Origin of the sequence: Citrobacter sp. C6_1 (genome assembly GCF_014596835.2) — a bacterium.
Taxonomy (GTDB): domain Bacteria; phylum Pseudomonadota; class Gammaproteobacteria; order Enterobacterales; family Enterobacteriaceae; genus Citrobacter; species Citrobacter pasteurii.
Genome location: NZ_CP115031.1, coordinates 922863 through 945253, shown reverse-complemented (window position 1 = coordinate 945253; position 22391 = coordinate 922863). Strand labels below are relative to the sequence as shown.

Annotated in this window: 22 protein-coding genes; 4 read left to right on the top strand and 18 right to left on the bottom strand. The window is 52.6% G+C overall.

The annotated features are described in order from the left end of the window. The first annotated feature begins 51 nt into the window (after positions 1-51). Positions 52-456 carry a MarR family transcriptional regulator gene (locus IB196_RS04640; RefSeq protein WP_005130843.1) on the top strand — a complete coding sequence of 135 codons (405 nt, stop codon included), beginning with the start codon at positions 52-54 and terminating at the stop codon, positions 454-456. Between the two features lie 142 nt (positions 457-598). Here the strand turns inward: IB196_RS04640 and rpoS are convergent, their stop codons facing one another. From rpoS to cysD, 12 genes are all read right to left on the bottom strand, one after another. Then, on the bottom strand, positions 599-1591 hold the full coding sequence (gene rpoS / locus IB196_RS04635) for an RNA polymerase sigma factor RpoS (RefSeq protein WP_000081498.1): 993 nt from the start codon (positions 1589-1591) through the stop codon (positions 599-601). A 61-nt stretch (positions 1592-1652) separates the two neighbouring features. Next, on the bottom strand, positions 1653-2735 hold the full coding sequence (gene nlpD, locus IB196_RS04630) for a murein hydrolase activator NlpD (RefSeq protein WP_338079053.1): 1083 nt from the start codon (positions 2733-2735) through the stop codon (positions 1653-1655). Between the two features lie 186 nt (positions 2736-2921). Continuing rightward, positions 2922-3548: a protein-L-isoaspartate(D-aspartate) O-methyltransferase gene (locus IB196_RS04625; RefSeq protein ID WP_005130872.1), complete on the bottom strand. Its 627-nt coding sequence runs from the start codon at positions 3546-3548 to the stop codon at positions 2922-2924. After that, entirely contained in the window at positions 3542-4303 is a 762-nt protein-coding gene (gene surE, locus IB196_RS04620; protein WP_149692207.1) for a 5'/3'-nucleotidase SurE, read from the bottom strand. The genes IB196_RS04625 and surE overlap by 7 nt, the downstream gene beginning before the upstream one ends. Then, positions 4284-5333: a tRNA pseudouridine(13) synthase TruD gene (truD, locus tag IB196_RS04615; RefSeq protein ID WP_040232214.1), complete on the bottom strand. Its 1050-nt coding sequence runs from the start codon at positions 5331-5333 to the stop codon at positions 4284-4286. The genes surE and truD overlap by 20 nt, the downstream gene beginning before the upstream one ends. Then, positions 5330-5809: a 2-C-methyl-D-erythritol 2,4-cyclodiphosphate synthase gene (gene ispF / locus IB196_RS04610; protein ID WP_005130881.1), complete on the bottom strand. Its 480-nt coding sequence runs from the start codon at positions 5807-5809 to the stop codon at positions 5330-5332. Before ispF ends, truD begins: the two co-directional genes overlap by 4 nt. 139 nt (positions 5810-5948) lie before the next feature. Further along, the gene (gene ispD / locus IB196_RS04605) at positions 5949-6644 is read right to left on the bottom strand and encodes a 2-C-methyl-D-erythritol 4-phosphate cytidylyltransferase (protein WP_005130882.1); all 696 of its coding nucleotides are present in this window, start codon (positions 6642-6644) and stop codon (positions 5949-5951) included. A gap of 18 nt (positions 6645-6662) precedes the next feature. After that, complete coding sequence (gene ftsB, locus IB196_RS04600; RefSeq protein WP_003034163.1) at positions 6663-6974, bottom strand: cell division protein FtsB; 312 nt, start codon at positions 6972-6974, stop codon at positions 6663-6665. Positions 6975-7189: 215 nt separating this feature from the next. Next, positions 7190-7513 carry a DUF3561 family protein gene (locus IB196_RS04595; RefSeq protein ID WP_040232213.1) on the bottom strand — a complete coding sequence of 108 codons (324 nt, stop codon included), beginning with the start codon at positions 7511-7513 and terminating at the stop codon, positions 7190-7192. 47 nt (positions 7514-7560) lie between these two features. Further along, entirely contained in the window at positions 7561-8166 is a 606-nt protein-coding gene (cysC, locus tag IB196_RS04590; protein ID WP_005130888.1) for an adenylyl-sulfate kinase, read from the bottom strand. Next, the gene (gene cysN / locus IB196_RS04585; RefSeq protein ID WP_005130890.1) at positions 8166-9593 is read right to left on the bottom strand and encodes a sulfate adenylyltransferase subunit CysN; all 1428 of its coding nucleotides are present in this window, start codon (positions 9591-9593) and stop codon (positions 8166-8168) included. The genes cysC and cysN overlap by 1 nt, the downstream gene beginning before the upstream one ends. A 9-nt stretch (positions 9594-9602) precedes the next feature. Beyond that, positions 9603-10511, bottom strand: a complete 909-nt coding sequence (gene cysD, locus IB196_RS04580) for a sulfate adenylyltransferase subunit CysD (protein ID WP_040232210.1) — start codon at positions 10509-10511, stop codon at positions 9603-9605. Between the two features lie 254 nt (positions 10512-10765). Between cysD and IB196_RS04575 the strand changes: the two genes are divergently transcribed. After that, on the top strand, positions 10766-11809 hold the full coding sequence (locus IB196_RS04575) for an aminopeptidase (protein ID WP_005130892.1): 1044 nt from the start codon (positions 10766-10768) through the stop codon (positions 11807-11809). A gap of 44 nt (positions 11810-11853) precedes the next feature. Here IB196_RS04575 and cysH read toward each other — a convergent pair whose 3' ends face one another. The 3 genes from cysH to cysJ all read right to left on the bottom strand — a co-directional run bounded on the left by cysH (position 11854) and on the right by cysJ (position 16201). Continuing rightward, a complete protein-coding gene (gene cysH, locus IB196_RS04570; protein WP_040232208.1) occupies positions 11854-12588 on the bottom strand; it encodes a phosphoadenosine phosphosulfate reductase in 735 nt (244 codons plus the stop codon). 101 nt (positions 12589-12689) lie between these two features. After that, positions 12690-14402 (bottom strand): assimilatory sulfite reductase (NADPH) hemoprotein subunit, encoded by a 1713-nt coding sequence (gene cysI, locus IB196_RS04565; RefSeq protein WP_188232173.1) that lies wholly within the window; start codon positions 14400-14402, stop codon positions 12690-12692. Next, positions 14402-16201, bottom strand: coding sequence for an NADPH-dependent assimilatory sulfite reductase flavoprotein subunit (cysJ, locus tag IB196_RS04560; RefSeq protein WP_188232172.1), 1800 nt, complete (start codon positions 16199-16201; stop codon positions 14402-14404). The genes cysI and cysJ overlap by 1 nt, the downstream gene beginning before the upstream one ends. Positions 16202-16505: 304 nt before the next feature. Here cysJ and queD point away from each other — a divergent pair, with 304 nt between their 5' ends. Beyond that, positions 16506-16868: a 6-carboxytetrahydropterin synthase QueD gene (gene queD, locus IB196_RS04555; protein ID WP_005130904.1), complete on the top strand. Its 363-nt coding sequence runs from the start codon at positions 16506-16508 to the stop codon at positions 16866-16868. Between the two features lie 96 nt (positions 16869-16964). On the opposite strand, the gene queE is transcribed toward queD, so the two are convergent. Continuing rightward, the gene (gene queE, locus IB196_RS04550; protein ID WP_040232204.1) at positions 16965-17636 is read right to left on the bottom strand and encodes a 7-carboxy-7-deazaguanine synthase QueE; all 672 of its coding nucleotides are present in this window, start codon (positions 17634-17636) and stop codon (positions 16965-16967) included. A 429-nt stretch (positions 17637-18065) separates the two neighbouring features. Between queE and IB196_RS04545 the strand changes: the two genes are divergently transcribed. Beyond that, positions 18066-19175 (top strand): SDR family oxidoreductase, encoded by a 1110-nt coding sequence (locus tag IB196_RS04545; RefSeq protein ID WP_005130908.1) that lies wholly within the window; start codon positions 18066-18068, stop codon positions 19173-19175. Between the two features lie 69 nt (positions 19176-19244). Here IB196_RS04545 and eno read toward each other — a convergent pair whose 3' ends face one another. Further along, positions 19245-20543: a phosphopyruvate hydratase gene (gene eno, locus IB196_RS04540; protein WP_005130911.1), complete on the bottom strand. Its 1299-nt coding sequence runs from the start codon at positions 20541-20543 to the stop codon at positions 19245-19247. Between the two features lie 86 nt (positions 20544-20629). Then, complete coding sequence (gene pyrG / locus IB196_RS04535) at positions 20630-22267, bottom strand: glutamine hydrolyzing CTP synthase (protein WP_115642960.1); 1638 nt, start codon at positions 22265-22267, stop codon at positions 20630-20632. Positions 22268-22391 lie beyond the last annotated feature (124 nt).

Here is a 22391-nt window from a genome sequence, read left to right as displayed (position 1 = left end):
TATGACGCATTACCCGTTAAGATAGAGACTAACAGAAATTCCGGAGCTCTCATGCCGTTACGAAATACCGCCTTCCACCTTTTACGCCAGCTTTTTCAACAGCATACGGCTCGCTGGCAACATGAATTACCGGAACTGACCAAACCGCAGTATGCGGTGATGCGCGCCATTGCCGAACAGCCTGGCATTGAGCAGGTTACCCTGACCGAGGCTGCGGTCTGTACCAAGGCGACGCTTGCGGAAATGCTGAGCCGGATGGAAAAACGCGATCTGGTCAGGCGTGAGCACGACCCGGCGGATAAGCGTCGGCGGTTTGTTTATTTGACCGCGCAAGGAGAAGCGTTACTGGCCAGCGCAACCCCGCTGGGAAATAGCGTAGATGATGAGTTTTTGGGGCGATTATCTGATGAAGAACGTGAGCAGTTCACACGTCTGGTGCGTAAGATGATGAACTAATTTGCCGGATGGCGACATAAATGTCTGATCCGACCTACAAAGTCCTGCTCCCCGTAGGCCTGATAAACGCAGTGCCATCAGGCAACAAACATAGAAAAAGGCCAGCCTCACCGAGACTGGCCTTTCTTGATAGAACTTGTGCTTACTCGCGGAACAGCGCTTCGATGTTCAGCCCCTGCGTCTGCAGGATTTCACGCAGACGACGCAGACCTTCAACCTGAATCTGACGAACACGTTCACGGGTCAGGCCAATTTCACGGCCCACATCTTCCAGTGTCGCAGCTTCGTACCCCAGCAGACCAAAACGACGTGCCAGCACCTCACGCTGTTTGGCGTTCAGTTCGAACAGCCATTTGACGATGCTCTGTTTCATATCATCGTCTTGCGTGGTGTCTTCCGGACCGTTTTCCTTTTCATCGGCCAGAATATCCAGCAACGCTTTTTCGGAATCGCCACCCAGCGGGGTGTCTACCGAGGTAATACGCTCGTTGAGCCGGAGCATACGGCTGACGTCATCAACCGGTTTATCCAGTTGTTCCGCAATCTCTTCTGCGCTCGGTTCGTGGTCCAGTTTATGCGACAACTCACGCGCGGTACGCAGATAGACGTTCAGCTCTTTTACAATGTGAATCGGCAGTCGGATCGTACGGGTTTGATTCATAATCGCCCGTTCGATCGTCTGGCGGATCCACCAGGTTGCGTATGTTGAGAAGCGGAACCCGCGCTCAGGGTCAAACTTCTCGACGGCACGGATAAGCCCCAGATTGCCCTCTTCAATCAGGTCCAGCAATGCCAGACCACGATTGCCATAACGACGAGCAATTTTCACCACCAGACGCAGGTTACTTTCAATCATGCGGCGGCGAGAAGCGACATCTCCACGCAGTGCGCGACGCGCAAAATAAACTTCTTCTTCGGCTGTTAACAGTGGCGAATAACCAATCTCACCAAGGTAAAGCTGAGTCGCGTCCAACACACGCTGTGTGGCCCCCTGCGATAACAGCTCTTCTTCAGCCAGGTCGTTATCACTGGGTTCCTCTTCACTCAAGGCTTTCTCATCAAAAGCCTCTACTCCGTTCTCATCAAATTCCGCATCTTCATTTAAATCATGAACTTTCAGCGTATTCTGACTCATAAGGTGGCTCCTACCCGTGATCCCTAACGGAACTAGCACGTGAAAGCCTGGTTCCGCCGAATTATCGCTGCGGTAAATAGCGCAGCGGGTTTACGGATTTCCCCTTGTAACGAATTTCAAAATGCAAGCGTGTAGAACTGGTTCCGGTGCTACCCATGGTAGCTATCTTCTGCCCCGCCTTGATTTCTTGTTGTTCCCGGACCAGCATTGTATCGTTATGGGCGTAGGCACTCAGGTAATCATCGTTGTGTTTGATGATAATAAGATTACCGTAACCACGCAGCGCGTTACCGGCATACACGACGCGTCCATCTGCGGTCGCGACAATAGCCTGTCCTTTGCTGCCTGCAATGTCGATCCCTTTATTGCCACCTTCGGTAGCTGCGAAGTTTTCGATCACCTTGCCGTCAGTCGGCCAGCGCCAGGTAGAAATCGGCGAACTGGTAGAAGTTGAGCTTGCAGTCGATTCGGTTGCACTAACTGCCGGAGCCGTTACAGGCGCTGTGACAACGGTCCCAGCAGGCTTGTTGTTCGGCAACATTTTGTTAGCACTTTGTTCACCTGAATCCTCAGAATACGTAATTGTTGGTTTCGAAGCAACAGCAACGGTGGAATTTTGTGCAGGGTTGGTCACAACTCCTTGCTGTGCTGCATCCGCCTGGGTGATGGCATTACCACCGGTAATCGGTGCACCCGACGCGTTGCCCACTTGCAGAGTTTGTCCGACATTCAGGCCATACGGGGCCGGAACGTTATTGCGTTGTGCGAGGTCACGGAAATCGTTCCCGGTAATCCAGGCAATATAGAAAAGCGTGTCGCCTTTCTTAACAGTATAGGTACTGCCACCCGTATAGCTACCTTTCGGAATATTCCCATACTGACGATTGTACACAATCCGCCCGTTTTCCATCTGGACAGGCTGTTCTGCAACCGGCTGAATCTGTGTTGGCTGAGTCGCCGGGCGTTGCACCGGTTGGATCTGTGGCGTTTGTTGTACTGTCGCCGTTGATCCCATTTTTGGTGGAGGCGTAATCAGCATGCCGGAGCTGGTGTTCGATGATGCATTGCCGCCAACAGAGCTGACCGGCGCTGGCGGATTCGAGGTGTTTGAACAACCTGCCAGCCATAACGAAACCAGTGACAATGCCGCAATACGGCGAACGGTAAATTTGTGGCTTCCCGCGCTCATTTATCCCCCAGGAAAATTTGGTTAATACCCAGTGACGTAATCACCGTGCAAGGCATCGGGCTGGACACTGGAAAACGTGACCACGATACACTTACTAATTCCAGAATATCCAGGAAAACTCCAGGTATTCAGCAGCGTTAGCTACGCCAGCTCCCCCTTGACTAAGGGAACAAAGCGTACGGCCTCCACGGTGTCGATAATAAATTCGCCTCCCCGACGACGCACCCGTTTCAAAAACTGGTGCTCATCGCCCACGGGCAAGACGAGAACGCCGCCTTCATCCAACTGCATCATCAATGCCGTTGGGATCTCAGGCGGTGCTGCCGTCACAATGATAGCGTCAAACGGCGCTCGAGCCTGCCAACCTTGCCATCCATCACCATGACGGGTCGAAACATTATGTAAATCAAGCTGTTTCAGGCGACGACGCGCCTGCCATTGCAAACCTTTAATGCGCTCAACAGAGCACACATGATGCACCAGATGCGCCAGGATAGCCGTCTGGTAGCCAGAGCCGGTACCAATTTCCAGAACCCGCGATTGCGGCGTTAGCTCCAGCAGCTCGGTCATGCGAGCCACCATATAGGGCTGTGAGATGGTCTGCCCCTGGCCAATCGGCAGGGCGATATTATCCCAGGCCTTATGTTCAAACGCCTCATCAACGAACTTTTCACGCGGCACTGCGGCGAGCGCATCCAGGACATGCTCATCTCTGATGCCCTGCGCACGTAATTGTTCAAGAAGAGTGTGTACGCGTCTGCTTACCATTGCGTGTCGACTCCCACGCTGTCTAACCAGTCAGAAACAACCTCATGCGCACCGTATGCGGTTAAATCAACATGCAGCGGCGTGATGGAAACATAACCTTCATCAACGGCAGCAAAATCCGTATCCGGACCGGCATCGCACTTTTCGCCCGGCGGGCCAATCCAATACAGCGTATTGCCACGCGGATCCTGCTGTGGAATCACCTGATCCGCCGGATGACGGCTGCCGCAGCGGGTGACGCGGATCCCTTTAATCTGATCCAGCGGTAAATCCGGCACGTTGATATTCAAAATGCGTCCGGTGCGCAGCGGTTCACGACTCAGCGCCCGTAAGATACGACAGGTTACTGCGGCAGCGGTATCGTAGTGTTTATGACCATCAAGTGAAACAGCCAGCGCAGGGAACCCGAGGTGACGACCTTCCATCGCCGCCGCCACGGTACCGGAATAGATGACATCATCACCCAGATTTGGACCCGCATTAATACCAGAAACAACAATGTCCGGACGCGGACGCATTAATGCGTTCACGCCCAGATAGACGCAGTCGGTAGGCGTACCCATTTGTATGGCAATATCGCCGTTATCATAGGTAAACGTGCGAAGCGAGGACTCCAGCGTCAGCGAATTAGACGCGCCACTGCGGTTACGATCCGGGGCAACCACCTGTACGTCAGCAAACTCACGCAGCGCTTTCGCCAGCGTTTGTATACCGGGTGCGTGAACCCCATCATCGTTACTCAGCAATATACGCATAATCACCCATTGTGTTAATAAGTTCCCTTACAACACTGGTGGCGAAGCTACCTGCCGGTAGCCAGAAGCGCAACTCAACGGTTACGTCATCCCACCAGTTCCAGCTTAATTGTTGTGGATACAGCAATATAGCGCGGCGCGATGCCTCAACTTTCTCGCGCAATAACAGAGACTGTAGCGCGGTTTCGTCAGCAATAGCGGCCTCTTCAAACGCCAGAGCATCGCGCTGAGTTCCCCACTCACCGCTGCCCGGCAATGCCGCTGTTATCATCAATTCTTTCTCATCGACGCGACGCTGTAATTCGGTCTGTTCTTCCCGTGTGGCAACAAACCAGCTTCCGCGTCCCGACAATTGTAGCGCATCGCCGTCAACAACTTGATTAAAGTCTGTTTTTTTCAGGCGTTCATTGACTATCTGATTAAACAACGCGCTACGGGCCGCCGACAACCAAAAACTGCGTTTATTGCGATCGCGCACCGGCGCATCGCTTTGCGCCCAGCGTAACGCCCCTTGCAGGTTGCTACCGCCGATACCAAAACGTTGAGCGCCAAAATAGTTCGGTACACCGCGCTCGCTAATCGCCTGTAAACGCGCTTCAACATCATCACGCTCGCTCACTTCACGCAACACCAGCGTAAACGCGTTGCCTTTCAGTGCGCCTAAACGCAGCTTACGCTTGTGGCGGGCGTACTCCAGCACTTTACAGCCTTCAAGCTCAAATTTGCTTAAATCGGGCATTGCATTGCCCGGTACGCGCGCGCACAGCCACTGTTCCGTGACCGCATGCTTATCTTTCTGCCCGGCAAAGCTGACTTCGCGGGCGTGGATTTTAAGGAATTTGGCCAGCGCGTCAGCCACAAAACGGGTGTTACAACCGTTTTTCAGAATACGCACCAGAACGTGCTCGCCTTCGCCATCCGGTTCGAAGCCTAAATCTTCGACGACGACAAAGTCTTCCGGATTGGCTTTCAGAACTCCGTGGCCGAGTGGTTTACCATGGAGATAGGTCAGATCTTCAAACGCTGTCATTTCGTTGCCTTAATGAGTAACGCCACCGCTTCACAGGCAATCCCTTCCCCACGCCCGGTAAAACCGAGTTTTTCCGTGGTGGTCGCTTTCACGTTAACATCATCCATATGGCAGCCGAGATCCTCGGCAATAAACACCCGCATTTGCGGAATGTGCGGCAGCATCTTCGGCGCCTGAGCAATAATAGTGACATCCACATTACCAAGCGTATAGCCTTTAGCCTGAATACGCCGCCAGGCCTCACGCAATAACTCGCGGCTATCGGCACCCTTGAACGCTGCATCGGTATCCGGGAAGAGTTTACCGATATCACCCAACGCCGCAGCCCCCAGCAGGGCATCGGTTAGCGCATGTAATGCCACATCGCCATCAGAATGCGCCAGCAATCCTTTTTCGTATGGGATGCGCACACCACCAATGATAATTGGGCCAACACCGCCAAAGGCGTGTACGTCAAAACCGTGTCCAATTCGCATTATGTCTTCTCCTGGTATACACATCATCCTTCAAGCTGCTTCTTTGTTGGCTACCTTTGTTCACCCCAGCCACTTACTTATGTAAGCTCCAGGGGATTCACTCAGTTGCCGCCTTGATGCAGCTTGAATGATTTTGTGTCTAGATTCTTCGGGTCAGATAAAATTCCGCCAGTGCCAGATCTTCCGGACGGGTGACTTTAATGTTGTCAGCGCGTCCTTCAACCAGCAGCGGATGAAAGCCGCAATATTCCAGTGCCGAAGCCTCATCCGTAATGGTTGCGCCTTCGTTTAGAGCTCGGGTCAGGCAATCGTGTAACAGCTCACGTGGGAAATACTGCGGTGTCAACGCATGCCATAAATCGGTGCGTTCGACCGTATGAGCAATCTCAGTCTTACCTGGCTCGGCACGTTTCATGGTGTCGCGTACGGGAGTCGCCAGGATACCGCCGATACGGCTGGTTTCACTTATTGCCAGTAAGCGGGCTAAATCATCCTGATGCAGACATGGCCGCGCGGCATCATGCACCAGTACCCACTGAGCGTCTCCAGCGGCTTGCAAACCGGCAAGGACAGAATCGGCACGCTCATCGCCGCCATCCACCACGGTAATTTGCGGATGCGCTGCAAGTGGTAGTTGGGCAAAGCGGCTGTCGCCGGGACTGATCGCGATAACGACACGCGTCACCCGGGGATGCGCCAGCAGCGCATCAACCGAGTGTTCAAGAATGGTTTTATTGCCAATTGAGAGGTACTGCTTAGGACACTCCGCCTGCATTCGGCGGCCAAATCCGGCAGCCGGCACCACGGCGCAAACGTCCAATAAAGAGGCTGCCATGTTAAATCCTTGGCTGGTTTATCGATTGTTTTGCCCTGCGGTCTGTGCGCGTTTAGACGCGTCAGGGACCAGGCGATAAAACGTTTCGCCCGGCTTAGTCATGCTGAGTTCGTTGCGTGCGCGTTCCTCGATAGCTTCCTGACCGCCATTGAGATCGTCAATTTCAGCAAAGAGCTGATCGTTACGCGCTTTAAGTTTCGCGTTTGTAGCTTGCTGCGCAGCAACATCATCGTTGACGCGACTATAGTCATGTATGCCGTTCTTACCGAACCACAGCGAATACTGCAGCCAGACTAATAAAGCCAGCAACAGCAGCGTTAGTTTACCCATCCTGCCCCCTGAAAAACGGCATTAACACCCCATAACTTCCGCAGACAACTTTACATCAACGGTCGGGAATGCCGCGACAACGCGGGCAAATGTACCACATTTGCCCGTTGTTACGTATACCTCGTGTAAGGAGAACATAATCTCATTGTTGGTTACGGTTTGAATTAGAGCTGTCGGTATGCAGCACCACTCGCCATGAAAAAAGGGAAGTAAACCTAGCCCAGCAGCCACAGGAACAATGCGCCAAACATCGACCCAACCACCAGCAGGGTAAACGTAACGCTTAGCAGCAGCCGTCCCTGCATAAGCGAATGCAGGGCAATACCCGCCACAATGGCGACGGGCAGCAACGCGAGGAAAAAAGGCCAGGTATAAAGGAAAAAAAATAGCGTATTAGGGCCATACATCAGGCATGGGAACCCCAGCGCCAGCAACCACGCAGCAAAACCGACAACGGCACCCGGTAGTGACCAGGTGGTTTCGTCGTCTGCGGCGAAGGTATCTGAGTCTGTAATGGTAATGTTATGGCTGTTACGCATATCTAATCCTGTGACCGTGACTGACCGGGCATACAAGCTCGGGTGTCTCAGGATCTGATAATATCTTCCTGCCTCAGCAGGTCTAATAATTGGGGTACCAAATTTGTTACCAATTGTTCACCATCAAGATGAATCTCTGGCGATTCAGGCGCTTCGTATACCGAGTCGATTCCGGTGAAATTGCGCAACTCCCCCGCCCGCGCTTTTTTATACAGCCCTTTTGGATCGCGTGCTTCACACGTTGCTAATGGCGTATCGACAAACACCTCTATAAAACGCCCATGACCCACACGTTCGCGAACCATCTGTCGTTCAGCACGATGAGGGGAAATAAAGGCCGTCAGTACCACCAGCCCCGCATCCACCATCAGGTTAGCCACTTCGCCAACCCGACGAATATTCTCCTTACGATCGGCATCGCTAAATCCGAGATCGCTGCACAAGCCGTGGCGCACGTTATCACCGTCCAGCAGATAAGTGCTAACCCCCTGCTTGTGCAATGCTTCTTCCAGCGCCCCTGCTACCGTGGATTTACCGGAACCAGAGAGTCCGGTAAACCACAGCACAACACCACGATGACCGTGGCGTTGTTCCCGCTGTTGCGGCGTAACAGGATGGGCATGCCAGACGACGTTTTCGTCATGCAGCGCCATTATTTTCCTCCCAGCAGATCGCGCGCGCCCCAGTGTGGGAAGTGGCGACGCACCAGCGCATTAAGCTCCAGTTCAAACGCGCTGAACTGGGATGCCATGGCCTGCTCCTGGACGATCGGCTCGCGTACCAGTCCAGCACCGACGGTGACGTTGGTCAGACGGTCAATGATAATCAGGCCGCCCGTCACCGGATTATGCTGATAGGTGTCCAGCACCAGCGGCTCATCAAAGGTCAGATTAACCAGACCGATGCCGTTTAGCGGCAGCGCTTCAACGTCACGTTGGGTCAGGTTATTAATATCGACCTGATACTCCACGCTATCAACACGCGCACGCGTCTTCTTGCCTGCGACTTTGATGTCGTAGCTCTGCCCTGGCGACAGCGGTTGTTCCGCCATCCACACCACATCAACGGCAGCGCGTTGCACCGTCGACAGCGTTTCCTGGGCATCAAGCAGCAGATCGCCCCGGCTGATGTCGATCTCATCTTTTAGCACCAGGGTAATGGCTTCACCTGCATGTGCTTCCTGCAAGTCGCCATCAAACGTGACAATCCGGGCGACGCTGGACTCAACGCCGGATGGCAGCACTTTGACGCGTTGCCCTACCTTCACGCTACCCGAAGCCAGCGTTCCGGCATAACCGCGAAAGTCCAGATTCGGCCGGTTCACATACTGCACCGGGAAGCGCATCGGTTGGGTATCAACACTGCGTTGGATCTCAACGGTTTCAAGCACTTCCAGCAGCGTCGGGCCGCTGTACCACGGCATGCTGAAACTTTGCGACGCCACGTTGTCACCTTCCAGTGCTGAAAGCGGTACAAAACGGATATCCAGGTTGCCCGGCAACTGCTCTGCAAAGGTCAGATAATCTTCACGAATCCGGTTAAATGTCTCTTCGCTAAAGTCCACCAGATCCATTTTGTTGATCGCAACGATCAGATGTTTTATTCCCAACAGCGTGGAGATAAAGCTGTGACGACGCGTCTGATCCAGCACGCCTTTACGTGCATCGATCAGCAGGATCGCCAGATCGCAGGTCGACGCGCCAGTGGCCATGTTACGGGTGTACTGCTCATGGCCGGGGGTATCCGCAATGATAAATTTACGCTTCTCGGTAGAGAAATAACGGTAGGCCACGTCGATGGTGATGCCCTGCTCACGCTCGGCCTGCAAACCATCAACCAACAACGCCAGATCGAGCTTTTCGCCCTGGGTACCGTGACGTTTGCTGTCGTTGTGCAGCGATGAGAGCTGATCTTCGTAGATCTGTCGGGTATCATGCAACAGACGTCCAATCAGAGTACTTTTCCCATCATCCACGCTACCGCAGGTTAAAAAACGCAGCAGGCTTTTGTGTTGTTGGGCAATCATCCAGGCTTCAACGCCGCCTTCATTAGCAATTTGTTGTGCAAGTGTCGTGTTCATGGCGGCTCCTTAGAAATACCCCTGACGTTTCTTCAGCTCCATGGAGCCCGCCTGGTCGCGGTCAATCACGCGGCCCTGACGTTCACTGGTGGTTGAAACCAGCATCTCTTCGATGATTTCCGGTAGCGTCTGCGCGTCCGACTCCACCGCGCCAGTGAGCGGCCAGCAGCCGAGAGTACGGAAACGCACCATACGTTTTTTGATAACCTCACCAGGCTGCAGATCGATTCTGTCGTCATCAATCATCATCAACATGCCATCGCGCTCAAGCACCGGACGCTCTGCGGCAAGGTACAGCGGAACAATGTCGATGTTTTCCAGCCAGATGTACTGCCAGATATCCTGTTCCGTCCAGTTAGAGAGCGGGAATACGCGAATGCTTTCGCCTTTGTTAATCTGGCCGTTGTAGTTATGCCACAGTTCCGGACGCTGGTTTTTCGGGTCCCAGCGATGAAAACGATCGCGGAAGGAATAGATGCGCTCTTTCGCGCGCGATTTCTCTTCATCACGGCGTGCGCCGCCGAATGCTGCGTCAAAACTGTATTTGTTCAGCGCTTGCTTCAACCCCTCGGTTTTCATAATGTCGGTATGCTTGGCGCTACCGTGGACAAATGGGTTGATCCCCATCGCCACCCCTTCCGGGTTTTTATGCACCAGCAGTTCGCAGCCGTAGGCTTTTGCCGTGCGGTCACGAAACTCATACATCTCACTGAATTTCCAGCCGGTATCAACGTGCAGCAGAGGAAACGGCAGTGAACCAGGATAAAACGCTTTGCGCGCCAGATGCAGCATTACGCTGGAATCCTTGCCGATGGAATACATCATCACCGGATTCGAAAACTCGGCGGCCACCTCACGAATGATATGGATGCTCTCCGCTTCCAGTTGCCGCAGGTGGGTAAGTCGTTTTTGATCCATAACCGTTCCTATGTATTGCCGTTATTTTGCTAACGAAGTTCAGATAACCTGACTATAGGGAGGGCAAGAGAGCGAATGAAATTACGAATTGGAATGAGTAGTTCCTCAAAGGAATAACGATTTGGAAAAGCAAAGTTCAAAAAGTGCTTAAGCCGCCGGATTTCGGGCATTTAGGAGCAAATGAAATTGTTTTACCTCGATCACAGTTTCATACTAGCGGCTGAAAATTTCTGCTTGGTATTTAAGGACTCACTATGTTTTCCGCATTGCGCCACCTGACTACCGCCCTGGCGCTCGGCGCGTGCTTTATCCTTCCCGCACAGGCAACCTCTTCGAAGCCCGGAGATATGGCAAATACTCAGGCCCGATATATCGCAACATTCTTCCCTGGCCGCGTGACGGGCTCTCCGGCAGAAATGCTATCTGCTGATTATTTACGTCAGCAATTTCAGCAGATGGGCTATCGCAGTGATATTCGGACGTTTAATAGCCGTTATGTTTATACCGCCAAAGACAACCGTAAGAACTGGCATAACGTTACGGGCAGCACCGTCATTGCAGCGCATGAAGGCAAAGCGCCGCAGCAGATTATTATCATGGCGCACCTCGACACTTACGCCGCGCAGAGCGATGCCGATTCCGATGCTAATCTGGGCGGATTAACCTTGCAGGGCATCGACGATAACGCCGCAGGTTTGGGTGTCATGCTGGAATTGGCTGAAAAACTTAAAAATGTGCCGACACAGTACGGCATTCGGTTTATCGCCACCAGCGGCGAGGAAGAAGGCAAACTGGGTGCAGAAAATATCCTCAAGCGCATGAGTGCGGCTGAGAAGAAAAATACCCTGCTGGTTATCAACCTCGATAACCTGATCGTCGGGGATAAGCTCTACTTCAATAGTGGGAAAAGAACCCCGGAAGCCGTACGAAAACTGACGCGCGACCGGGCGCTGGCAATTGCACACAGCCGCGGTATCGTCGCCAGTACCAACCCGGGCCTGAACAAAGACTATCCGAAAGGAACCGGATGTTGTAACGATGCCGAGGTCTTCGACAAAGCGGGAATCGCCGTGCTCTCGGTAGAAGCAACCAACTGGAACCTGGGTAAAAAAGACGGCTATCAGCAACGCGCCAAAACTGCCTCTTTCCCCGCCGGTAACAGCTGGCATGATGTGCGGCTGGATAACCAACAGCATATCGATAAAGCGCTTCCAGGCCGGATTGAACATCGCAGCCGCGACGTGGTACGCATTATGCTGCCGCTGGTAAAAGAACTGGCGAAAGCAGGTAAATCCTGAAGAAGAAGCCCGGTAATATGTAAATGTTACCGGGCTTTTAGCCGTTACCCTTCGTGCAATCCGCACTCTCTTTTCAGCCCAAAGAACCGCGTCTCTTCTTCCGCCATCCCCGGCTCCCATTTACGCGTCGTGTGGGTATCACCCACTGACAGGTAGCCTTGATCCCACAGCGGATGATACTTCAGACCGTGTTTTTGCAGATACTGGTATACCGTACGGTTGTCCCAGTCGATAATCGGCAGCACTTTAAATACGCCACGCTGAATAGCCAATACCGGTAAATGTGCACGGCTACCGGACTGCTCGCGGCGCAGACCCGCAAACCAGGTTTGCGCGTCGAGTTCCTGTAGCGCCCGGTTCATCGGTTCGACTTTGTTGATGTCATTGTATTTCTCAATGCCTTCAACACCTTGTTCCCACAGCTTGCCGTAGCGCGCTTCCTGCCAGGCCGCGCTCTCTTTCGCCCGGTAGACCTGCAGGTTGAGTTTGAGTTTGTCCGTTAACGCATCGATAAACTGGTAGGTTTCCGGGAATAAATAGCCAGTATCGGTGAGGATCACCGGGATATCCGGGCGAACCTGGTTCACGAGATGCAGGCTGACCGCCGCCTGAATGCCAAAACTTGATGAAAGGACATATTCGCCGGGCAGGTTTTCCAGCGCCCACGCCACGCGATCCTCGGCACTCAGTTTTTCCAGTTCGGCGTTGGTTTCTGCCAGAGCTAATACGCGTTCGACTTTCGGCAGTTCATTCAGCGTGTTTAGATCGAGTTGGGACATAAGTTCCTCACTGTGTGCCTTGCCTGATGGCGCTTCGCTTATCAGGCCTACGCAGACGGTAGGCCGGATAAGGCATGTATGGCGCCATCCGGCAATTCATGTTATTCCCAGAAATCACGCGCTGGATCGAGCACCGGGCGAATGATGCCCGCACGCACCGTAAAGTCACCGAAGCCTTCACCCGCTTCGCGCTCTTTCGCCCAGCGCCCAATCAGTTCGTCAACGACGTCGAGAATTTCCGATTCCGTAATATTTTCGCGATACATACGCGGGATGCGCGTGCCCATGCGGTTACCGCCCAGATGCACGTTGTAGCGTCCCGGCGCTTTGCCCACCAGGCCCAGTTCCGCCAGCATCGCGCGGCCACAGCCGTTCGGGCAGCCGGTGACGCGCATCACGATATGTTCGTCAGGAATGCCGTGTTTTTCCAGAATCGCTTCCACTTTATCAGTGAACGATGGCAGGAAGCGTTCGGCTTCAGCCATCGCCAGCGGACAGGTCGGGAACGACACGCAGGCCATCGAGTTTTCACGCTGCGGTTTTACCGCATTCATCAGACCATGATCGCGTGCCAGCTTCTCAATCTTCGCCTTATCACTCTCCGGGACACCAGCAATGATCAGGTTCTGGTTGGCCGTGATACGGAACTCGCCTTTGTGGATCTTCGCGATCTCCAGCAAGCCGGTTTTCAGCGGACGCCCCGGATAATCCAGAATACGGCCGTTTTCAATAAACAGCGTCAGGTGCCAGTTATTGTCGATCCCCTTCACCCAACCGATCCTGTCGCCACGACCGGTGAACTCGTACGGACGGATCGGCTCAAACTTGATCCCCGCACGGCGTTCAACTTCCTCTTTAAACGTCTCGACACCTACCCGCTCCAGCGTGTATTTGGTTTTGGCGTTTTTACGATCGGTACGGTTACCCCAGTCGCGTTGGGTCGTGACCACCGCTTCCGCCACCGCCAGGGTGTGTTCCAGCGGCAGATAACCAAACTCACTCGCCGTACGGGCGTAGGTTTTCTTGTTGCCATGCTCAATCGACAAACCGCCGCCGACCAGCAGGTTAAAGCCTACCAGCTTGCCGTTTTCGGCAATCGCCACGAAGTTCATATCGTTAGCGTGCAGATCGATATCGTTCTGCGGCGGGATCACCACTGTGGTTTTAAACTTACGCGGCAGATAGGTCGCCCCGAGGATCGGCTCTTCATCCGTCGTCGCGACTTTTTCCTGATCCAGCCAGATCTCAGCATAAGCGCGAGTGCGCGGCAGCAAGTGTTCGGAGATCTTTTTCGCCCACTCGTAGGCTTCCGCATGCAGCTGCGACTCATATGGATTGGAGGTACACAGCACGTTACGGTTCATGTCGTTGGCGGTCGCCAGCGCGTCCAGCCCCACTGAATGCAGCATCTGATGCACCGGCTTCACGTTCTTCTTCAGAATGCCGTGGAACTGAAAGGTCTGACGGTTGGTCAGACGAATGCTGCCGTAAATGGTGTTTTCATGGGCGAACTTGTCGATCGCCTGCCATTGTTTGGTGGTGATGACTCCCCCTGGCAGGCGGCAGCGTAGCAGCATCGCATGACGCGGCTCCAGCTTCTGTTCCGCACGTTCGGCACGAATATCGCGGTCGTCCTGCTGGTACATACCGTGAAAACGGATCAGCAGGAAGTTGTCACCGTGGAAGCCGCCGGTCAGGCCGTCGTTCAGGTCTTCCGCGATGGTGCCGCGCAGGAAATTACTTTCACGCTTCATGCGCTCGGCGTCAGTCAGTTTGCCTTCGACCACTAAAGGCCCTGGGTATTTTTCGCTCATTAGTAGACATCTCGCTGATAACGGCGCTCAACGCGCAGCTCACTTAAAAATTCATCCGCCGCTTCGATGTCCATTGCACCGAATTCAGCAATCACTTCCAGCAGTGCCTGCTCAACGTCTTTCGCCATGCGATTGGCGTCGCCGCAGACATAAATGTGCGCACCGTCGTTAATCCAGCGCCACAGTTCCGCGCCCTGTTCGCGCAGTTTGTCTTGTACGTAGATTTTTTCTTTTTGATCGCGAGACCAGGCCAGATCGATTCGGCTCAACACGCCCTCTTTCACGTAGCGCTGCCATTCCACCTGATACAGGAAATCTTCGGTAAAGTGTGGGTTACCAAAAAACAGCCAGTTTTTCCCTTCTGCACCGTCTGCCGCACGTTGCTGCATAAAGGCGCGGAACGGCGCAATCCCCGTTCCTGGCCCGATCATAATTACCGGTGTTTGCGGATTTTCTGGCAGGCGGAAGTTGTCGTTATGTTCGATGAAGACGCGGACTTCGCCCTCTTCTTCCACGCGATCGGCAAGGAAGCCGGAGGCCCCGCCTGCACGCGCACGGCCTTCAACCTCAAAACGCACGGCACCAACGGTGATATGTACTTCGCTTTCCACTTCCGCCTGGGATGAGGCAATGGAGTACAACCGTGGCGTCAGCGGACGCAGAAGATCAACTAACGCCTGAGCGTCCAGTTGCGCCGGGGAGAAACGCACCATATCAACGATTGGCGTGGTGGCGGCGTAATGCTGTAATTGTGCTTTATCGCCTACCAACGGCAACAGCGTTTCGCTGCGCGTCAGGGTGGCATAGTTTTCCACGATATTGGCCGTATTGACGGTCAATTCGAAATGCCACTCCAGCGCGTCAGCGAGCGGCAGCGTTTTGCCCTCGACAGTGACCGGCTCAGTACCTTTCAGCCACAGCAGTTCCACAATTTCTTTGACCAGGGCTGGATCGTTCTGATACCAGACCCCCAGTGCGTCGCCTGGCTGATAGCGCAGACCAGAATCGCCGAGATCAATTTCGATATGGCGTACATCTTTTTGTGAGTCGCGACCGGTAATTTTCTGGTTCACCGCAAGTGTTGCACTCAGCGGTGCTTCTTTGGTGTAAGGACTGGTGTGCAACTCGTTCACCGCACCGCTCGCTGCCGCCTGTGCAGACGGTGCAACAGGCGCGCGAGCCTTCAGTACATCAACCAGGCGGGCACGCCATTCTGCCGCCGCCGATTGATACTCAACATCAGCATCAACGCGGTCCAGCAGGCGTTCACCACCCAACTCTGCCAGTTTCGCATCAAAGTCTTTACCTGACTGGCAGAAAAATTCATAAGACGTATCGCCAAGGCCAAATACGGCGAAGGCCGTGTTTTCAAGCTTCGGCGCTTTTTTAGAGAACAAGTATTTATGCAACGCCACGGCTTCTTCTGCCGGTTCACCTTCCCCTTGCGTTGACGCCACCACAATCAGCAACTTTTCATTGGCGATTTGTTTGAATTTATAGTCGCCAGCGTTGATCAGAGTGACGTTGAGCTTCGCAGCGATCAGATCATCGCGCAGGGCTTCCGCCACACGACGCGCATTACCGGTTTGCGAGGCGGAAATCAGCGTAATGCCTGGCATTTCAGCAGCAGGCGCAGGCGCTGCAGCATTCGTTCCTGGCTGCTGATTCAGCACGCCCCAGACATAGCCAGAAACCCACGCGAGCTGTGCGGGAGTGAGGTCGGTCGTGGCTGCCTGAAGGCGTGCCAGTTGCTCCGGGTTTAGCGGTAGCAGAGTGGAAGGTGGGGCCTGTGTCGTCATGCGTTGTCATGTTCCAGTAAGCAAAGCGGATTTCAGCAATAAAACCCAAACTGAAGATAAGGTTAACGGTGGGGATAGTAACAATTAAAGAAGGGATGGAAATAACAAATAACCAAATGGACTAACCTGTTTTAGTTATAGTTATTAACAGCAAAAGCGATTTAATAACTGTATGATATATAAATAATTATCAAACATTCTCCTAACAAATATGTCGTTCTGGTACCCAGCGCCCTTTTAACTAATGATAAAATTTGCTCTTTACGGTACCCTACGGCGTTTTTTGCATTCTTGAGAGTAAATAATGTCCACCACCTTGTTTAAAGATTTCACCTTCGAAGCCGCTCACCACCTGCCGCACGTACCGGAAGGACACAAGTGTGGCCGTCTGCATGGTCACTCATTTATGGTGCGTCTTGAAATTACCGGTGAAGTCGATCCACATACCGGTTGGATCATGGATTTTGCCGAATTAAAAGCGGCGTTTAAGCCGACTTACGACAGGCTTGATCACTACTACCTGAACGATATCCCGGGCCTTGAAAACCCAACCAGCGAAGTCTTGTCCCGCTGGATTTGGGAACAGGTAAAACCGGTTGTTCCTCTGCTGAGCGCAGTGATGGTAAAAGAGACCTGCACAGCAGGTTGCGTTTATCGCGGAGAGTGATCCCGACCTTGCCGGATGGCGACGCACCGCGTCTGCTCCCGGCCTACCTTATTAACAAGCGTAGGCCGGGCAAGCGAAGCGCCCCGGCAAAACTTGTCAGGCAATATTCAGGTACTTATGCGTCTGCATCGACAAACGCCAGTTACGCGCAATACAGGTATCAATACACAAACGCGTCGCATCTTCTTTCTGACTGATTGGCTGCAGCGCAATAATGCGTGGTTTATCATCGCTTAACGTAGCCAGCAGTTCATCCAGCGCTTCAATATCGCGAACGCGACCCACCGGATGCTTGATTTCATTGGCTCGTTCCAGCGCCTGTGACAGTACGTCATAGCCGCCACGCATATTCACCTTCGGTGATACCGTCACCCAGGTATTCGGCGTACAGCGCACTTCGTGGGTGCCGCTGGTTTCAATCTGGCAGCTAAAGCCGTTCTTTTCCAGCAGGTCAGTCAGCGGCATCAGGTCATGAATGCAGGGCTCACCGCCGGTTATCACCACATGACGGGCGGTATAGCCCTGGCGCTGAATAACAGCCAGCAGATCTTCACTGCTCGCCGCGCCCCATTTATCACTCTCTTTCGTCTTGGCCAGGATGCTATATAAGGAGACTTCCCGATCCTCAAGCTTATCCCAGGTGTGTTTGGTATCGCACCAGGCACAGCCAACCGGGCATCCCTGTAAACGAATAAAAATGGCGGGGACGCCGGTAAAGTAACCCTCACCTTGCAGGGTCTGGAACATCTCGTTAATCGGGTACTGCATAGTCATCTCTGTTTAGGGTTATGAACGCGTATTATCGCAGATTTACACTCTCAGGTCTTGCCCCCGGCTGCGCTGTCCCGTGAGTTAAAAATCATGAAACGTGATCTCGTGTTTACGCCTGCAATGATCGAATAGCTGTGATTTAATTTCATAGCTATGAAGGCAGCGTTTTGATGTAACAAAATATTTTTGATAATAACCTTATAAAAATAGTATAAACATTTTAAAAGTAAAATATTTCAAGCATGTACAAACGGATACATGAAATTATGAATTTATTAGCATCACGCATAGTCAAATTCGATCTGCGGTATCTTTTTATATTAAAATAGGCTTAAGAAACTTAAAGTTACGCTAATTTTCCATTTAATCTCCGTTTAATTATCCGCGCCTAGAATCCAGTCACCCCCCCCTGATGAGACTGCATTCATGAATACACTATTAATTACTGGCGCAACCGGTTTTTTGGGCGGAGCCGTTTTAGAAAACATTCTGAATCAGACAAATGGATTTAATCTGCTGCTTTTAGTTCGTGGCGATAATGATGTATCTGCGCTGGAACGGATAAAGGAAAATCTGCGCAAATTCAATATTGCAGAAGAAAAACTGGCCGCACTTAGCCCGCGAAATATCCTGTTGGGTGATTTGGTGGAACCTGAAGCGTTTCTTAACGACCCGCGTCTGGACCAGGTTACTCATGTCATCAACTGTGCCGCCGTCGCCTCTTTTGGCAACAACCCGCTTATCTGGAAAGTAAATGTCGCAGGAACGCTGAAGTTCGCCCAGAAAATGGCCTGTGTCGGCAGCCTGCAGCGTTTTCTTCACGTTGGTACAGCGATGTCATGCTCCCCAGAGCCCGACTCACTGGTGGCAGAAAGTGCAGAATTTTGCGAACGTGCTGAGCACCTGGTTGAGTATACGCACTCTAAATCCACGATAGAGCGTCTGATGCAACAGGAATGCCCAACATTACCACTGGTTATCGCGCGGCCTTCGATCGTTGTTGGCCACACTCATCATGGCTGCCAACCCTCCAGCAGTATTTTCTGGGTATTCAGCATGGGTCTGATGTTACAAAAATTTATGTGTTCGATGGAAGACCGTATTGACGTGATCCCGGTTGATTACTGCGCCGATGCCTTGCTGATGTTACTGAGCTGTCCGCTCGCTCGCGGTGAAGTGGTGCACATCTCAGCCGGAGAAGAAAATAGCGTGAGGTTTGCAGATATTGATAGCGCGATGGCATCTGCGCTGGAACAAGCTCCCGTCGGTAATAAATACGCACAGGTCAGGTATGAAACGCTGGTCAAAATGCGCCGCGAACTGAAGAATATTTTTGGCCCCTGCAACGAACGGCTGATGCTGAAAGCCATGCGTCTGTACGGCGCGTTTGCTACGCTGAACGTGCGATTCAGCAATGATAAGCTGCTCAGCATGGGGATGCCGAAGCCGCCGCGTTTCACCGATTACATTGAGCGCTGTGTACAGACGACACGTGGGCTGACTATTCCACAGCAAATGGCGGTGGACTTTAAATAGGTTGCTATTGTGCAGGCAAAAAAATGCCAGCCTGAAGGCTGGCATTTTTAAATCAGAGAAAGAACAGGATTACGCCTGACCTTTGATCTCTTTACGACCATTGTACGGTGCTTGTTCACCCAGAGCTTCTTCGATACGAATCAGCTGGTTGTACTTAGCAACACGGTCAGAACGGCTCATAGAACCCGTTTTGATCTGGCCTGCAGCGGTACCAACAGCCAGGTCAGCGATGGTAGCATCTTCAGTTTCGCCAGAACGGTGAGAGATGACAGCAGTGTAGCCAGCGTCTTTCGCCATTTTGATCGCAGCCAGAGTTTCGGTCAGAGAACCGATCTGGTTGAATTTGATCAGGATGGAGTTAACGATGCCTTTTTCGATGCCTTCTTTCAGGATCTTGGTGTTGGTTACGAACAGGTCGTCACCAACCAGCTGGATTTTGTCGCCCAGTACTTTAGTCTGGTATGCGAAACCATCCCAGTCAGACTCGTCCAGACCATCTTCGATGGACACGATCGGGTACTGTTTGGTCAGTTCTTCCAGGAAGTGAGTGAATTCTTCGGAGGTGAATGCTTTGTTGCCTTCGCCAGCCAGAACGTATTTACCGTCTTTGTAGAATTCAGATGCTGCACAGTCCATCGCCAGGGTGATGTCTTTGCCCAGCTCGTAGCCAGCTGCTTTAACCGCTTCAGCGATTACAGCCAGAGCTTCAGCGTTGGAACCCAGGTTCGGCGCATAGCCGCCTTCGTCACCCACTGCAGTGTTCATACCTTTAGCTTTCAGAACTTTAGCCAGGTTGTGGAACACTTCAGAACCCATACGTACAGCTTCTTTCAGGGTTTTAGCGCCAACAGGCTGAATCATGAATTCCTGGATGTCGACGTTGTTGTCAGCGTGCTCACCACCGTTGATGATGTTCATCATCGGAACCGGCATGGAGTATTTGCCCGGAGTGCCGTTCAGTTCAGCGATGTGAGCATACAGCGGCAGGCCTTTAGCGGCAGCAGCAGCTTTAGCAGCAGCCAGAGAAACGGCCAGGATGGCGTTTGCACCGAAGTTGGATTTGTTTTCAGTACCGTCCAGATCGATCATGATCTTGTCGATGCCAGCCTGATCTTTAGCATCTTTACCCAGCAGAGCCTGAGCAATCGGGCCATTCACAGCTGCAACAGCTTTCAGTACGCCTTTACCCATGAAACGGGATTTGTCGCCATCGCGCAGTTCCAGTGCTTCGCGGGAACCAGTAGAAGCACCTGACGGAGCTGCTGCCATACCAACGAAACCACCTTCCAGGTGTACTTCGGCTTCAACAGTCGGGTTACCACGGGAGTCGATGATTTCACGACCGATGATTTTAACGATTTTGGACATTAGGTTTTCCTCAGTACAAGTTAAACTAAAACTCCAGACAAACAATGCACCCTGATGGGTGCATTGCCGTTCTAACTTTTTACTTCTTACTTCGCCTGACGCTTCTGATGTTCACTGGCGGCTTTCACAAAGCCGGCAAACAGCGGGTGCCCATCACGTGGCGTGGAAGTAAATTCCGGATGGAACTGACAGGCCACGAACCACGGATGATTCGGTACCTCAATGATCTCGACCAACTGATCATCACCGGAACGGCCTGCAATACGCAGACCCGCAGCTTCAATCTGTTTCAACAGCATATTGTTGACTTCGTAGCGGTGGCGATGGCGTTCAACAATCGTCGGTGTACCGTACAGTTGACGAACCAGACTCTCATCGCTCAGCTGACACTGTTGCGCACCAAGACGCATTGTGCCACCCAGATCGCTCTTCTCGGTACGGACTTCGACATTGCCGTCTTCATCACGCCATTCAGTAATCAGGGCCACCACTGGGTACTTACAGTCTGGCACAAATTCTGTGGAGTTGGCGTTGTCCATTCCCACGACGTTACGAGCAAACTCAATCAACGCAACCTGCATACCCAGGCAAATGCCCAGATAAGGAATATTGTTCTCACGCGCAAAGCGTGCTGTCGCGATTTTCCCTTCAACACCACGGTAGCCGAAGCCGCCGGGGATTAGGATGGCATCAAGACCTTTCAGGATCTCAACACCGCGCGTTTCAACATCTTGCGAATCAATCAGCTTGATGTTGACGGTGACACGATTCTTCAGACCACCGTGCTTCAGCGCTTCAATAACTGACTTATAGGCATCCGGCAGTTCAATGTACTTGCCAACCATACCGATAGTCACTTCGCCTGCCGGATTCGCTTCTTCGTAGATAACCTGTTCCCATTCTGACAGATTCGCTTCCGGACAGTTCAAGCTGAATCGTTTACAAATATAATCGTCAAGGCCCTGGGATTTCAACAGGCCCGGAATTTTATAGATGGAATCGACATCTTTCAGAGAAATCACCGCTTTTTCCGGAACGTTACAGAACAATGCAATTTTTGCACGTTCATTAGCCGGAACTGCGCGATCGGAGCGGCAAATCAGGATATCTGGCTGAATACCGATAGAAAGCAGCTCTTTTACAGAGTGCTGAGTCGGTTTAGTTTTGACTTCACCTGCCGCCGCCATGTACGGAACCAGCGTCAGATGCATAAACAGCGTGTGCTCGCGGCCAATTTCTACAGCCATCTGGCGAATCGCTTCAAGGAACGGCAGAGATTCGATATCCCCAACGGTTCCGCCGATCTCGACCAGAACAACATCATGACCTTCACCGCCTTCCAGAACGCGCTCTTTAATGGCATTCGTGATGTGCGGAATGACCTGAACGGTAGCGCCCAGATAGTCACCACGGCGTTCTTTACGCAGAACGTCGGAGTAGATACGACCCGTGGTGAAGTTGTTACGGCGGCTCATTTTAGTGCGGATGAAACGCTCATAGTGACCCAGGTCCAGGTCGGTTTCAGCGCCGTCTTCGGTAACGAACACTTCCCCGTGTTGGATAGGGCTCATAGTACCTGGATCGACGTTGATGTACGGATCCAGTTTCATCATGGTCACATTGAGGCCACGGGCTTCAAGAATGGCTGCCAGGGAGGCTGCGGCAATGCCTTTTCCCAGAGAGGATACGACCCCGCCGGTCACAAAAATATAGTTCGTTGTCATGCTGGACCTGAGAAGTTAGGGTGAAACGATGGAATTACCAAGACGGGAAAGTAGTATACCCGAACATGACGAGCGCCACAAACTTTCATTATTCCTCCTCTTCACCAGGCTCACATTAACATCG